Source organism: Duganella caerulea (genome assembly GCF_040362985.1).
Classification (GTDB): domain Bacteria; phylum Pseudomonadota; class Gammaproteobacteria; order Burkholderiales; family Burkholderiaceae_D; genus Rugamonas; species Rugamonas vulcania.
Genome location: NZ_BPWJ01000001.1, coordinates 503,942 through 517,436, shown reverse-complemented (window position 1 = coordinate 517,436; position 13,495 = coordinate 503,942). Strand labels below are relative to the sequence as shown.

Here is a 13,495-nt window from a genome sequence, read left to right as displayed (position 1 = left end):
GCGCGCGCATTTCGTCGCATCGTCCTCCGGGCCGGCGGGTCGCTGGCTAAAGTGGAGCCACATTCACTCACCGGAGCCCACCATGCGATCCACCAGCCTTGCCGCCTTCGTCCTGTCCACCATGTCCGCCCTGATGCTGGCCGCCGCGCCGGCCGGCGCCGCCGACCTGAAGATCGCCGTGACCGGCGTCTCCAGCGCCGACGGCACGATCATGGTCGCGCTATACAACTCCGCCGAAACCTACCAGCAAAAGCCGTTCCGCGCGACCGCGGTGCAGGCCGTGGCGGGCACCACGCAGATCGAGTTCAAGGACCTCCCGGCTGGCGACTACGCCTTCTCGCTGTTCCACGACGCCAACGGCAACGGCAAGATGGACGCCAATCCATACGGCGTCCCGACCGAGAACTACGCCTTCAGCAACAACGCCATGGGCAAGTACGGTCCGCCGGAGTTCGAGGCCGCGCGCTTCGCGCTGCCCGCCGACGGCGCCGTGCACAGCGTCAGCCTGCACTGACCGGGAGCCGATCATGAACCACACGATGAACGGCCGCCGCAAGTTCCTGTCCCGTGGCATCGGCCTGGCCGCGCTGGGCCTGGCCTCCGGTGCGGCATGGGCGGATAGCGAGACCTACCGCCGCTTCCACCAGGCGCTGGACCATGATCCCAGGCTGCTGGCGTATGCCGGCATCGAGGGCGAGCTGTCCGGCGACGCGGCGATCCACGGCCGCATGCCGGATGACCTGCGGGGCGTCTTCTACCGCAACGGGCCGGGACGCTTCGAGCTGGGAGGCGAGCGCTATCACCACTGGTTCGACGGCGACGGCTATGTGCAGCGCTGGCAGGTCGGCGGCGGCAAGGTCGCGCATCGCGGCCGCTTCGTCGCCACCCAGAAGTTCACCGAGGAGACGGCGGCCGGCCAGTTCCTGTATCCCGCCTTCGGCACCTACATCGACCGCAGGCCGGTCAAGAGCAACGATACCATCAACGTCGCCAACACCAATCTGGTGCCGTTTGGTGGCCACGTGTACGCCCTGTGGGAAGGCGGATCGGCCATCGAAGTCGATCCGCAAACGCTGGAGACGCGCGGCATCAAGACCTGGCGGCCGGACCTGAAGTCGATGCCGTTCTCCGCGCATCCGAAATCCGATCCCGACGGCGGGCTGTGGAACTTCGGGAACATGCCCGGCGCGAACAAGCTGGCGATCTACCGCCTGGACGCGGCGGGCCAGGTGGCGCGCACCGCCCTGATCGACGTGCCGCAACTGAACATGGTGCACGACTTCGCCGTCAGCGCGCGCCACCTGATCTTCCTGGTGCCGCCGTACGACATGAAGTCCGGTCCGGGGCTCAGCTACGGCGAAAGCCTGCGCTGGGCCGGCGACACGCGGCCGTTGCGCGTGGTCGTCATCGCCAAGGACACGCTGCAGCTGCGGCAGGTGTTCGAATTGCCGGCGCGTTCGGTCTTCCACTTCGGGAACGCGTTCGAAGACGGCGCCTGCACGCGGCTGGACGTGGTGCTGCACCAGGGCGACACGCTGTCCCAGCTGGGCACCATGATGCGAGGCGAGATACAGCCATTCCGCGACGGCTCCAGCACCGTGCAGCTCACGCTGGACTACGCGGCCGGCCAGGCGCGCGAGGCGCGGCTGTTTGGCGCCAGCGAGTTCCCCCGGGTGGCGCCGCAGGCGGTATCGGTGCGGCATCGCAGGCTGGCGGTGCTGGGCGTGGCGCCCGGCACGCCGGACGACATCTTCAACACCGTGAACCTGATCGACACCGACAGCGGCAAGGCGGACAGCTACCGCTTCGACGCCGGCTGGGTGGCGGAGGAGCATGTGCTGGTGCCGCGGCGCGGCGCGCGCTCCGAGACCGACGGCTACCTGGTCGGCGTGGCGCAGGACACGCGGCGGCGGCAAACGGTGTTGACGGTGTTTGATGCGCACAACGTCAAGGCCGGCCCGCGGGCGATGGCGCGCCTTTCTTATGCCTCGCCGCCCTGCATTCATGGTAACTTTCTGGCGGCCTGAATATTTTGGAAAACACGATGAACCACCGCAGCAAACCAGCCACGGCGCCAACGGATTGCGAAGCGCCGCCGTCGGCGCATCCGCTGGACCTGATACGCTTCTTCCGGCGCCGGCCGCCGTCGCTGCGCCGCGACCTGCTGTACACGCTGATCTGGAACTGCGGCCTTGGGACGGTGCTGACGGTGGTCGAGATGTACTGGTCCAACTACGACCAGCCGGTGCTCAAGCATTGGGTGCCGATGCTGGTGATTACGAACCTGATCGGGTTCTTCATCCACCTCGGCAGCCTGCTGGCCAACGCCGTCGGCAACGGCTGGCCGCGCCGCGCCACCGGCCTGCCACGGCTGCTGTTCAACACCTCGCTGGTGGCGGTCAGCGTGGTGCTGGGCCTCGGCGTGGGGAACGCGCTGTTGAGCGGGAAGAGCATCATGCAGCTGATGGCCAACCGCAGCGTGCTGACGCAGTCATTGGTGGTGGCGGCGGCCGTCGCCCTGATGATGTACCTGGTGAACCGCGGCGCCGAGCAAAGGGTGGCGCAGGCGCTGGAGAAGGCCAGACAGCAGGAGCTGATGGCCTCCAGCGCGCGCATGTTGGCGGAGGCGCGGCTGCGGGCCTTGCAGGCGCAGATCGAACCTCACTTCTTGTACAACACGCTGGCCAACGTGGTGAGCCTGATCGGCCCGCAGCCAGCCAAGGCCCAGCACATGCTGGAGCGCTTCATCGACTACCTGCGCGCCAGCCTGGCGGTCAGCCGCAGCGAGGAGGCCACGCTGGGTTCCGAGGCCAGGCTGATCGCCGCCTACCTGGACGTGCTGGCGGTGCGCATGGGCGAGCGGCTGCGCTACCGCATCGAGGTGCCGGACCGGCTGCGCCAGTTCGCCATCGCGCCGATGCTGCTGCAGCCGGTGGTGGAGAACGCGATTTCGCACGGCCTGGAGCCGAAGGTGGAGGGCGGCGAGATCGTCGTCAGCGCGGTGGAGATGGGCGAGCATCTGTGCGTGCAGATCAGCGATACCGGCGTTGGCCTGGGCGGCACCATGTCGGCCAAGCCGGGCGGCGGCGTGGGCCTGAGCAATCTGCGCGAACGCCTGCGCAGTTTGTACGGCGGCGCGGCTCGGGTAGAATTATTGGAAAACCAACCCTGCGGCATGATGGTGCGCCTGATGCTGCCTTTGAATGCGAGTCCGACATCGATACACTCCGAGCACTGATCGCCGATGACGAAGAACATCTGCGCGACTATCTGGAAGGCCAGCTGAAAACCGCGTGGCCGGAATTGAAGGTGGTGGCCAAGGCCGCCAATGGCCTGGAGGCGCTGCGCCTGATCGACGAGGAGGCGCCGGATGTGGTGTTCCTCGACATCCGCATGCCCGGCATGACCGGGCTGGATGTGGCGGCGCGGCTGGTGGCGGGCGCCAAGCCGCCGCACATCGTCTTCGTCACAGCGTTCGACCAGTACGCGGTGGATGCGTTCGAGCATTCCGCGGTCGACTATCTGCTGAAGCCAGCGAGCCTGGAGCGGCTGGAGAAAACGGTGGGCAAGCTGAAGGCGGCGCTGCGTGCCAGCGAACCGGCTGCCGCGGCGGGCATGACGGCGGCGACGCTGCAGGCGCTGTTGCAGCAGCTGGCCGGCGCGGCGCCTGTCGCCCCGGCGCCGGCGCCATCGCTGCAATGGATACGCGCCTCGCAAGGCGAGCAGACGCGCCTGATCGCCATCGACGAGGTGATCTACTTCCAGAGCAACGACAAGTACACCAGCGTGTTCCTGGCCGACGGCGAGAGCCTGATCCGCACGCCGATCAGCAAGCTGCGCGAACAGCTCGACGAGCAGCAGTTCTGGCAGATCCACCGCAGCGTGATCGTCGCCGCGCGCCACGTGGCCGGCACCCGCCACGATTTCCGCGGCCGCCTGATGGTGCAGCTGAAGGGCCGCGACGAGCAGCTGGTCGTCAGCCGCAACTACGTCGATCTGTTCCGGCAGATGTAAAAAAAGCCCCGTGCGGCATTGCGACGATCTTGAGCGTCGCAATGCACACACGGGGCTTTTTACGCTATCCGGCCCGGTTTAATCGTGGGCGTAGATGTCGTTGTCCTTGGTCTCGCCGACGAACAGCGCACCAATCACCGCGGTGATCAGCGCGACGACGATCGGATACCACAGGCCGTAGTAGATGTCGCCCTTGAAGGCCACCAGCGCGAAAGAGATGGTCGGCAGCAGGCCGCCGAACCAGCCGTTGCCGATATGGTAGGGCAGCGACATCGAGGTGTAGCGGATGCGGGTCGGGAACATCTCCACCAGCATCGCGGCGATCGGGCCGTACACCATGGTCACATACAGCACCAGGATGAACAGGACCACCACCATCATCGGCTTGTTGATCTGCGTGTCGTCAGCCTTGGCGGGATAGCCGGCGCCCTTGACGGCGGCGGCGACTTCCTTCTTCAGCGCGGCTTCGGCATCCTTGCTGGCCTTGTCGAAGTTCAGGCCATCGGGCGTCATGGTGGCGTTGAAGGAGGTGATTTCCTTGTCGCCGACCTTGATCTTGGCGACGCTGCCGGCCGGCGCGTCCTGCGTGGTGTAGTTGACCGAGGACTGCGTCAGCATGCCGGTCGCGATATCGCACGACGAAGGGAATTTCTTCTGGCCGGTCAGGTTGAACTGGAAGTGGCACGACGTCTGGTCGGCCACCACCACCACCGGCGAATTTTTCAGCGCGGTTTCCAGCGCCGGATTGCCGTAGTGGGTCAGCGCGCCGAACAGCGGGAAGTAGGTCGCCGCGGCGATCACGCAGCCGCCCAGGATGATCCACTTGCGGCCGATGCTGTCGGAGAGCTTGCCGAAGAAGATGAAGAACGGGGTGGCCAGCGCCAGCGAAATGGCGGTCAGGATGTTGGAGGTGGCGCCGTCGATCTTCAGCACTTGGGTCATGAAGAACAGCGCGTAGAACTGGCCGGTGTACCACACCACGGCCTGGCCCATGGTCAGGCCGATCAGCGCCAGCACCACCACCTTCAGGTTGCGCCATTGGCCGAACGCTTCGCTCAGCGGAGCTTTCGAGGTCTTGCCCTCGGCCTTCATCTTGGCGAAGGCAGGCGACTCGTTCATCGACAGGCGGATCCATACCGATACGCCCAGCAGCAGTACCGACACCAGGAACGGCACGCGCCAGCCCCACGCGGCGAATTCCTTCTCGCCGATGGCGGTGCGGGTGCCCAGGATCACCAGCAGCGACAGGAACAGGCCCAGCGTGGCGGTGGTCTGGATCCACGAAGTGAAGGAGCCGCGCTTGCCGTGCGGTGCGTGTTCGGCCACATAGGTGGCCGCGCCGCCGTACTCGCCGCCCAGCGCCAGGCCTTGCAGGATGCGCAGCGAGACCAGGATGATGGGAGCGGCGATGCCGATCTGCTCATGACCGGGTAGCAGGCCGACAATGAAGGTGGACGCGCCCATGATCAGGATGGTGATCAGGAAGGTGTACTTACGGCCGATCATGTCGCCGAGGCGGCCGAACACCAGCGCGCCGAATGGGCGCACAATGAAGCCGGCGGCAAAGGCCAGCAGTGCGAAAATGAAGGTGGTGGTCGGATCGCCGATGAAGAACTGCTTGGCGATGATCGGTGCGAGCGAGCCGTACAGATAGAAATCGTACCATTCGAAAATCGTGCCCAGCGAGGACGCGAAGATCACCTTGCGTTCTTCCGGCGTGATGCCTCCGCCGGCGGGCAGGTTTGCGGTACCTGGTGATGTTGCCATTTTTGTCTCCTGTAATTTTTGAATTTCCCCAGCTGAGACAGTTACAACTTTGTCAGCTTGCGCCAAGTGTGGCCCGTGAACCTTACGTCAAGCTTGCTTGAAACTTACACGAAACTTACAGAAATATTTGCGAACGACCGTACTAAATTATGCTATTCTCGATTCACTAAAAACACCCACTCATAGGAGACTTTCATGATCGACGCCGTCATTGTTTCAACCGCCCGTACAGGTTTGGCCAAGTCGTGGAAAGGCGCGTTCAACATGACGCACGGCGCCACGCTGGGCGGCCACGCGCTGCAGGCGGCCATCAGCCGCGCCGGCATCGAGTCCGGCGAGGTGGAGGACGTGCTGATCGGCTGCGCCAACCCCGAGGGCGCCACCGGCGGCAATATCGCGCGCCAGATCGCGTTGCGCGCCGGCTGCCCGGTGACCACGGCCGGCATGACCGTCAACCGTTTCTGCTCGTCGGGTCTGCAGACCATCGCCAGCGCGGCCCAGCGCATCATCGCCGGCGAGGGTGACATCTACGCGGCCGGCGGCGTGGAGTCGATCTCCTGCGTGCAGCAGGAAATGAACCTGCACATGTACAAGGATGTCTGGCTGGACCAGCACAAGCCGGAGATCTACTGGACCATGCTGCAGACGGCGGAAACCGTGGCCAAGCGCTACAACATCAGCCGCGAGCGCCAGGATGAATACGGCGTGCAGAGCCAGCAGCGCGCGGCCGCCGCGCAGGCTGCCGGCCTGTTCGACGCCGAGATCGTGCCGATGACCACCGTCATGGGCGTGGCCGACAAGGCCAGCGGCATGCTGCTGACCAGGGAAGTGACCATCTCGGCCGACGAGGGCATCCGCGCCGACACCACCTATGAAGCGGTGTCCAAGATCCGCACCGCGATGCCGGGCGGCGTCATCAGCGCCGGCAACGCCAGCCAGTTCTCGGACGGCGCCTCGGTCGCCATCGTGATGAGCGCGCAGGCCGCGGCCGCCAAGGGCTTGCAACCGCTGGGCATCTTCCGCGGCTTCGCGGTGGCCGGCTGCGAACCGGACGAGATGGGCATCGGTCCCGTGTTCGCCATTCCCAAGCTGCTGAAAAAGGCCGGCCTGAAAGTCGAGGACATCGGCCTGTGGGAGCTGAACGAAGCCTTCGCCGTGCAAGTGCTGTACTGCGCCGACAAGCTGGGCATCCCGATGGACCGCCTCAACGTCAACGGCGGCGCGATCGCGGTCGGCCATCCGTACGGCGTCTCGGGAGCGCGCCTGACCGGCCATGCGCTGTTGGAAGGCAAGCGCCGTGGCGTCAAATATGTGGTGGTCACCATGTGCATCGGTGGCGGCCAGGGAGCGGCAGGCCTGTTCGAAGTGGTGTAAGCCATGCGGTCCCTACTGCTGTCGCGCCGCGACCTTGGCTTCATGCTGTACGAGTGGCTGGACGCGGAGGCGCTGACCCGGCGCGCCCGCTTCAGCGATCACAACCGCGAAACCTTCGATGCCGCCATCGACACGGCCGAGCAGCTCGCCACCGAGCTGTTCGCGCCGCACAACAAGAAGGGCGACAGCCAGGAGGCGCACGCCGTGCCGGGAGAGGGTTGTCTGCGCGTCGAGCACATTCCGGAGGTGAAGACGGCGCTGGACGCCTACTCGGCCGCCGGCCTGATGGCGGCCGGGCAGGACTACGAGCATGGCGGCATGCAGCTGCCGGTCGTCGTGCAGAAGGCCTTGTCCGCGTACTTCACGGCGGCCAACGTCGCCACCAGCGCCTACACCTTCCTCACCATGAGCGGGGCCAACACCCTGCTCAAGAGCGCCACGCCGGAACAGGTGCGCCGCTACGCCGAGCCGATGTTCGCCGGCCGCTACTTCGGCACCATGTGTTTGTCGGAGCCGCAGGCCGGCTCCAGCCTGTCCGACATCACCAGCCGCGCCGTGTCCGATCCGCAGCCCGGCCCTGAAGGCGAGCGCCAGTTCCGCCTCAGCGGCAACAAGATGTGGATCTCGGCCGGCGAGCACGAGCTGTCGGACAACATCGTTCACCTGGTGCTGGCCAAGATCCCCGGCCCGGACGGCAAGCTGATCCCCGGCGTCAAAGGCATCTCGCTGTTCATCGTGCCCAAGTTCCTGGTCAACGAAGACGGAAGCCGTGGCGAGCGCAACGACGTCGTGCTGGCCGGCCTCAATCACAAGATGGGCAACCGCGGCACCAGCAACTGCCTGCTCAACTTCGGCGAGGGCAAGTTCCAGCCGCAGGGCAAGGGCGGCGCCATCGGCTACCTGGTCGGCCAGCCGCACCAGGGCCTGGCGAACATGTTCCACATGATGAACGAGGCGCGCATCGCGGTCGGCCTGGGCGCGGCCGTGCTGGGCTACACCGGCTACCTGCACGCGCTGGACTACGCGCGCAACCGCCCGCAGGGCCGCCATCCGGCGCAGAAGGATCCGGCGCAACCGCAACTGCCCATCATCGAACACACCGACGTGCGCCGCATGCTGCTGGCGCAGAAGGCCTACGTCGAGGGCGGCCTTGGCCTGGTGCTGTACAGCGCCCGCCTTGTCGACGAACAGAACAGCGCCGAGACGCCGGAAGCGCGCGAACACGCGGGCCGCCTGCTGGACTTCCTGACGCCGATCACCAAATCGTGGCCGTCGCAATGGTGCGTGGAGGCCAACAGTCTGGCGATCCAGGTGCACGGCGGCTACGGCTACACGCGCGAGTACAACGTCGAGCAGTTCTATCGCGACAACCGGCTCAACGCCATCCACGAGGGCACGCACGGCATCCACGGCTTGGACCTGCTGGGCCGCAAGGCCGGCATGCAGGACGGCGCCTTGTTCAAGGCGTTCGGCGCCGAGCTGCGCAAGACGGTGCGCAAGGTGCGCGGCAGCGTCGGCGCGCCGGATGCGGTGCCGGCCGGGCTGGCGGAGATCAGCCAGGAGCTGCTGGCGCACGCCGATGCGCTGGACGCGGCCTGGCAGGCAGTGGAAGTCGTCACGCAAAAGCTGTATGCTGCCGGCGACATGAACAAAACCCTGGCCAACGCCAGCCTGTACCTGGAAGCGGTCGGCCATGTGGTGGTCGCATGGATCTGGTTGCAGCAGGCCTTGCTGGCGGCCGCCGCGCTAGATGGCGGCGACGCGGACTTCTATCGCGGCAAGCTGCAAGCCTGCCGTTATTTCTTCCGCTGGGAATTGCCGAAGGTCGAACAGCAGCTGGAACTGCTGGCCAGCATAGACACCACCACGCTCGACATGCGCGACGCGTGGTTCTAGACAAGCGAGACAAGATGATCAAGCACATCGTGATGTGGAAATTGAAGGACCATGCCGAGGGCGCCGACCGCGCCGCCAACGCGGCCAAGATGAAGGCGCTGCTGGAAGGCTGCATCGGCTTGGTGCCCGGCCTGCTGAAGCTGGAGGCCGTCGTGGCCCAGCCCGGCCTGGAGGCGACCTATGACGTGATGATGTACTCCGAATTCACCGACAAGGCCGCGCTGGACGAGTACCAGAACCATCCCGACCACGTGGCGATCAAGCCGTTCTTCGCCGCCGTGCGCGACGCGCGCCAGTGCATGGACTACGAAATCTAAGGACACCAATATGCGTACTACCCAAGAATTGTTTTCCCTGGCCGGCAAGACCGCGCTGATCACCGGCGGCTCGCGTGGACTGGGCCTGCAGATGGCGCTGGCGCTGGGCGAGCAGGGCGCCAAGGTCGTCATCTCCTCGCGCAAGCAGGCGGACCTGGACGAGGCGGTGGCCTTCCTGACCGGCCACGGCGTCAACGCCCACGCGGTGGCCGCCGACCTGTCGCAGGATGCCCATGCGGACGCGCTGGTGACCGCCGCGCTGGCCCACCTCGGCCACATCGACATCCTGATCAACAACGCCGGCGCCAGCTGGGGCGCGCCGGCCGAGGACCACCCGGTCGAAGCCTGGGACAAGGTGATGAACCTGAACATCCGCAGCATCTTCGTGGTGTCGCAGCTGGTGGGCAAGCGCTCGATGATCCCGCGCGGCTACGGCCGCATCATCAACATCGCGTCGATCGCCGGCCTGGCCGGCAATCCGCCGGGCACCATGCAGACCATCGCCTACAACACCTCGAAGGGCGCGCTGGTCAACTTCACGCGCACGCTGGCGGGCGAGTGGGGCCGCCACGGCATCACCGTCAACGCGCTGGCGCCGGGCTTCTTCCCGTCGAAGATGACCAAGGGCCTGTTGGAAAAACTGGGGCCGGACGAACTGTCCAAGGACGCGCCGCTGGGCCGCCTGGGCGACGACGAGGACTTGAAAGGCGCCGCGGTGCTGTTCGCCTCCGACGCGGGCAAGCACATCACCGGCCAGATCCTGGCGGTGGACGGCGGCGTGTCGGCGGTGTGACGATGACGTTGGAGATCCCCAAGACCTTCCATCGCATCGTCATGGCCTCGCGTCCGCGCGGGCCGGTGACGGCGGAGAATTTCCGGATGGAGACGGTGGACATGCGCCCGCTGGACGACGGCGAGGTGCTGGTGCGCAACCACTACCTGTCGCTGGACCCGTACATGCGCGGGCGCATGAGCTCGGCCAAGAGCTACGCCGCCTCGCAGCAGCTGGACCACACGATGATCGGCGGCACGGTTGGCCAGGTGGTGGCCTCGCGCAACGATTACTTCAAGGTCGGCGAGTTCGTCGGCGGCATGCTGGGCTGGGCCGAGATGGGCGTGTCCGATGGCGTGCTGCTGCGCAAGCTCGACACCTCGCGGATTCACTTGTCCGCCTACCTCGGCGTGGTCGGCATGCCGGGCATGGCGGCGTGGTATGGCTTCAACCAGATTCTCGAGGCGGCGGCGGGCGATACGGTGGTGGTGTCGGCGGCCAGCGGCGCGGTGGGCAGCGTGGTCGGGCAGCTGGCCAGGCTGCGCGGCTGCCGCGTGGTCGGCATCGCCGGCGGGCCGGAGAAGTGCGAGTATGTGGTCAAGCAGCTGGGCTTTGACGCCTGCGTCGACCACAAGGCCGGCAACCTGGAGGCCGATCTCGCGGCGGCCACGCCGGAAGGCGTCGACGCCATCTTTGAAAACGTCGGCGGCGCCTGCCTCGACGCCGCGCTGGCGCGCACCAACGCCTACGCCCGCGTGGCGCTGTGCGGGCTGATCGCCGGTTTCGACGGCAAGGAACTGCCGATCAAGCATTCGCGCCTGCTGCTGCTCAACCGCCTGACGCTGCGCGGCTTCATCGTCACCGAGCACATGGAATTCTGGCAGCAGGGCTTGCAGGAGCTGGGCGCGCTGGTCGCCAATCATCAGATCAAATACCGCGAAACGGTAGCGGAAGGCCTCGCGGCCGCGCCGCAAGCGTTCATGGGCCTGCTGCAAGGGCATAACTTCGGCAAACAACTGGTCAAGCTCATCTAATGAAAACTTTCAGGGACAAGGTCGTCGTCATCACCGGCGGCGCAAGCGGTTTGGGGCGCGAATTCGCCAACGTGGCGGCGCGCGAAGGCATGAAACTGGTGCTGGCCGACGTCCAGGCCGATGCGCTGGAAGGCGCGGCCGACGCGCTCAAGGTGCAGGGCGCCCGTGTCATCTCGCGCCTGTGCGACGTGCGCAAGGGCGAGCAGGTGCAGGCGCTGGCCGACGCGGCCATCGCCGAATTCGGCGCCGTGCACCTGGTGTTCAACAACGCCGGCGTCGGTTCGGGCGGCCTGATCTGGGAAAACACCGAGGCCGATTGGGAGTGGGTGATGGGCGTGAACGTGTGGGGCGTGATCCACGGCGTGCGCATCTTCACCAAGCTGATGCTGGAGTCGGCCAAGCGCGATCCTGCGTTCGAGGGCCACATCGTCAACACGGCATCGATGGCGGGCTTGCTGAACGCGCCGGCGATGGGCGTGTACAACGTCTCCAAGCACGCGGTGGTGGCGCTGTCGGAGACCTTGTACCAGGACTTGCAACTGGTCGGCGCGCCGATCGGGGCGTCGGTGCTGTGTCCGTATTTTGTGCCGACCGGGATCAGCCAGTCGCACCGCAACCGTCCCGAGGACGTGCGCATGACGCAGGGACCGACCGCCAGCCAGCTGGCGGCCCAGGCCATGACGGACAAGGCGGTTTCGTCGGGCAAAGTGTCGGCGCAGGATGTGGCCGAGATGACGTTCAAGGCCATCGCGGACGGCGACTTCTACATCTACTCGCATCCGGGCGCGCTGGCCGGCGTGCAGGAGCGCATGGAGCACATCGTCGCCGGCACCAATCCCGGCGATCCGTATGCCGCCACGCCGCACGTGCGCGAGGCGTTGCGCGCGAAGATGAAGCTGGGCTGATGTTGTCGGGTGCGCGGCGGTGTTATGTTAATGTCATGCTTGGCCAATTCTCCAACATGCCATGTTACCCGCCAGAAGACTATATTTTCTGCTGTCATTGATTATCGCGTCAGCGCTGGTCTGGAAGGGCGTTGACTGGCTGACCCGGCCGCCGGTCCAGGCCGCCGCGTCTCTCATCCTGCCATCTGCCGCTCGGCAGCATGGCGCGGCTTTGCGGCCGGCCGCCGCATCGCCGGGCAATGCGGCGCCTACCATGGCAGCCGAGGTCTCGGTCGAAGACATGGTGCGCGACGCGGCGGGCGATCCCGAAAAGTCCCTTGCCGCCTTCAACAAGATCGACGAGTGCCTGACCCTGGAGAACGACAAGGAACTTGTCGACAACACGGACCTGAAGATCACCCGGGAGAATGGCGGCATGCAAGTCCAGCTCCTGGCGCACAAGGCCGATGAGAAATCGTTGCAAGCGCTGCGCCGCGAGTGCGCCGGCTTGACCGGCAGGACCAGGCTCGATCGCTTCCAGCTGCTGGAGTACGCCGCCAACCAGCACGTGGGCGGGGCTCTGGCGCGGTACATCTTCGCCGGCCCGCATGGCGACCGCAGCGCGCTGAAGGAGCGTCCGGACGATCCCGCCGTGATCGAATGGCGCCGCGACGCGCTGAAGCGGCTGGACGACAGCATCGCCCAAGGCTACCTCGACGCGGTGATGCTGAATACCTCCGCGCATCTCGAATTGGGCATGCCGGCCGGCGCGCCGGAGCTCTATATGGAACAGCTTGCGACCAACAAAATAGTGACCGCCATGAACCCCGATAGCGTGGTCTACCCGCAGGAGATGCTCGACGGCTGGACCAAGACCCTCAGCGCCCGGCAGCGGGGCGATGCGGAGGCGCAGGCGGAGCGCATCTTCCAGGCGTGGAAGCGCCGCACGTCCGCGCCGCATGCGACAATCACGCCTTCCGCAACTAGCCAAGCAAGCCAATGACCCTCACCGCCACGCACAACATCCGCACCGGAGACTGGACCGCCCTCAACGCCGACGCAAAGCTGATACGCTTTGAAGTCTTCGTCGAAGAACAGAAAGTCCCCGCCGAGCTGGAAATGGACCACATGGACGCGGTCTGCCTGCACGCGGTGGCTTACGATGCGGCCGGCACGCCGGTCGGCACCGGCCGCTTGCTGCCGGACGGCCACATCGGCCGCATGGCGGTGCGCCAGTTCGCGCGCGGCAGCGGCGTCGGCGGCGCCTTGCTGCAAGTGCTGATGGCGCAGGCGCGCGCCCGCGGCGACCAGCAGGTGGCGCTGAGCGCGCAATCGCACGCCGCGCCGTTCTACGAGCGCCACGGCTTCGCCATCGACGGCGACGAGTTCTTCGAGGCCGGCATCGCCCACATCAATATGCAGTACACCTTTTAAGGA

General features: G+C 66.2%; 13 protein-coding genes. 12 read left to right on the top strand and 1 reads right to left on the bottom strand.

Annotation, left to right across the window (positions count from 1 at the left end; translation table 11 throughout):
- The first annotated feature begins 82 nt into the window (after positions 1–82).
- From ACUJB0_RS02240 to ACUJB0_RS02225, 4 genes are read left to right on the top strand one after another with little or no spacing between them, the layout of a single operon-like run.
- Positions 83–514 (top strand): DUF2141 domain-containing protein, encoded by a 432-nt coding sequence (locus ACUJB0_RS02240; protein ID WP_444843788.1) that lies wholly within the window; start codon positions 83–85, stop codon positions 512–514.
- Between the two features lie 13 nt (positions 515–527).
- Complete coding sequence (locus ACUJB0_RS02235) at positions 528–2,027, top strand: carotenoid oxygenase family protein (RefSeq protein WP_444843787.1); 1,500 nt, start codon at positions 528–530, stop codon at positions 2,025–2,027.
- A gap of 17 nt (positions 2,028–2,044) precedes the next feature.
- Positions 2,045–3,238 (top strand): sensor histidine kinase, encoded by a 1,194-nt coding sequence (locus ACUJB0_RS02230; RefSeq protein ID WP_444843786.1) that lies wholly within the window; start codon positions 2,045–2,047, stop codon positions 3,236–3,238.
- A gap of 20 nt (positions 3,239–3,258) precedes the next feature.
- Positions 3,259–4,014: a LytR/AlgR family response regulator transcription factor gene (locus tag ACUJB0_RS02225; RefSeq protein ID WP_444844221.1), complete on the top strand. Its 756-nt coding sequence runs from the start codon at positions 3,259–3,261 to the stop codon at positions 4,012–4,014.
- Between the two features lie 78 nt (positions 4,015–4,092).
- On the opposite strand, the gene ACUJB0_RS02220 is transcribed toward ACUJB0_RS02225, so the two are convergent.
- Positions 4,093–5,781: an MFS transporter gene (locus ACUJB0_RS02220; protein ID WP_444843785.1), complete on the bottom strand. Its 1,689-nt coding sequence runs from the start codon at positions 5,779–5,781 to the stop codon at positions 4,093–4,095.
- 195 nt (positions 5,782–5,976) lie between these two features.
- On the opposite strand from ACUJB0_RS02220, the gene ACUJB0_RS02215 reads away from it, so the two are divergent.
- From ACUJB0_RS02215 to ACUJB0_RS02180, 8 genes are all read left to right on the top strand, one after another.
- Positions 5,977–7,155 (top strand): acetyl-CoA C-acyltransferase, encoded by a 1,179-nt coding sequence (locus ACUJB0_RS02215; RefSeq protein WP_161097649.1) that lies wholly within the window; start codon positions 5,977–5,979, stop codon positions 7,153–7,155.
- Between the two features lie 3 nt (positions 7,156–7,158).
- On the top strand, positions 7,159–9,051 hold the full coding sequence (locus tag ACUJB0_RS02210) for an acyl-CoA dehydrogenase (protein WP_444843784.1): 1,893 nt from the start codon (positions 7,159–7,161) through the stop codon (positions 9,049–9,051).
- A 14-nt stretch (positions 9,052–9,065) separates the two neighbouring features.
- On the top strand, positions 9,066–9,368 hold the full coding sequence (locus ACUJB0_RS02205) for a Dabb family protein (protein ID WP_444843783.1): 303 nt from the start codon (positions 9,066–9,068) through the stop codon (positions 9,366–9,368).
- 10 nt (positions 9,369–9,378) lie between these two features.
- Positions 9,379–10,161, top strand: a complete 783-nt coding sequence (locus ACUJB0_RS02200) for an SDR family oxidoreductase (protein ID WP_444843782.1) — start codon at positions 9,379–9,381, stop codon at positions 10,159–10,161.
- Between the two features lie 14 nt (positions 10,162–10,175).
- A complete protein-coding gene (locus ACUJB0_RS02195) occupies positions 10,176–11,174 on the top strand; it encodes an NADP-dependent oxidoreductase (RefSeq protein ID WP_506737531.1) in 999 nt (332 codons plus the stop codon).
- Positions 11,174–12,079, top strand: a complete 906-nt coding sequence (locus ACUJB0_RS02190; protein ID WP_444843780.1) for an SDR family oxidoreductase — start codon at positions 11,174–11,176, stop codon at positions 12,077–12,079. Before ACUJB0_RS02195 ends, ACUJB0_RS02190 begins: the two co-directional genes overlap by 1 nt.
- A gap of 61 nt (positions 12,080–12,140) precedes the next feature.
- Positions 12,141–13,061, top strand: coding sequence for a hypothetical protein (locus ACUJB0_RS02185; protein WP_444843779.1), 921 nt, complete (start codon positions 12,141–12,143; stop codon positions 13,059–13,061).
- Positions 13,058–13,492 carry a GNAT family N-acetyltransferase gene (locus tag ACUJB0_RS02180; protein WP_444843778.1) on the top strand — a complete coding sequence of 145 codons (435 nt, stop codon included), beginning with the start codon at positions 13,058–13,060 and terminating at the stop codon, positions 13,490–13,492. Before ACUJB0_RS02185 ends, ACUJB0_RS02180 begins: the two co-directional genes overlap by 4 nt.
- Positions 13,493–13,495: the final 3 nt, after the last annotated feature.

Bases quoted from the DNA above. Each gene is read 5' to 3' on its own strand.
- ACUJB0_RS02240 (WP_444843788.1), top strand. From the start codon at position 83: ATGCGATCCACCAGCCTTGCCGCCTTCGTCCTGTCCACCATGTCCGCC.
- ACUJB0_RS02235 (WP_444843787.1), top strand. From the start codon at position 528: ATGAACCACACGATGAACGGCCGCCGCAAGTTCCTGTCCCGTGGCATC.
- ACUJB0_RS02230 (WP_444843786.1), top strand. From the start codon at position 2,045: ATGAACCACCGCAGCAAACCAGCCACGGCGCCAACGGATTGCGAAGCG.
- ACUJB0_RS02220 (WP_444843785.1), bottom strand. From the start codon at position 5,781: ATGGCAACATCACCAGGTACCGCAAACCTGCCCGCCGGCGGAGGCATC.
- ACUJB0_RS02215 (WP_161097649.1), top strand. From the start codon at position 5,977: ATGATCGACGCCGTCATTGTTTCAACCGCCCGTACAGGTTTGGCCAAG.
- ACUJB0_RS02210 (WP_444843784.1), top strand. From the start codon at position 7,159: ATGCGGTCCCTACTGCTGTCGCGCCGCGACCTTGGCTTCATGCTGTAC.
- ACUJB0_RS02205 (WP_444843783.1), top strand. From the start codon at position 9,066: ATGATCAAGCACATCGTGATGTGGAAATTGAAGGACCATGCCGAGGGC.
- ACUJB0_RS02200 (WP_444843782.1), top strand. From the start codon at position 9,379: ATGCGTACTACCCAAGAATTGTTTTCCCTGGCCGGCAAGACCGCGCTG.
- ACUJB0_RS02190 (WP_444843780.1), top strand. From the start codon at position 11,174: ATGAAAACTTTCAGGGACAAGGTCGTCGTCATCACCGGCGGCGCAAGC.
- ACUJB0_RS02185 (WP_444843779.1), top strand. From the start codon at position 12,141: ATGTTACCCGCCAGAAGACTATATTTTCTGCTGTCATTGATTATCGCG.
- ACUJB0_RS02180 (WP_444843778.1), top strand. From the start codon at position 13,058: ATGACCCTCACCGCCACGCACAACATCCGCACCGGAGACTGGACCGCC.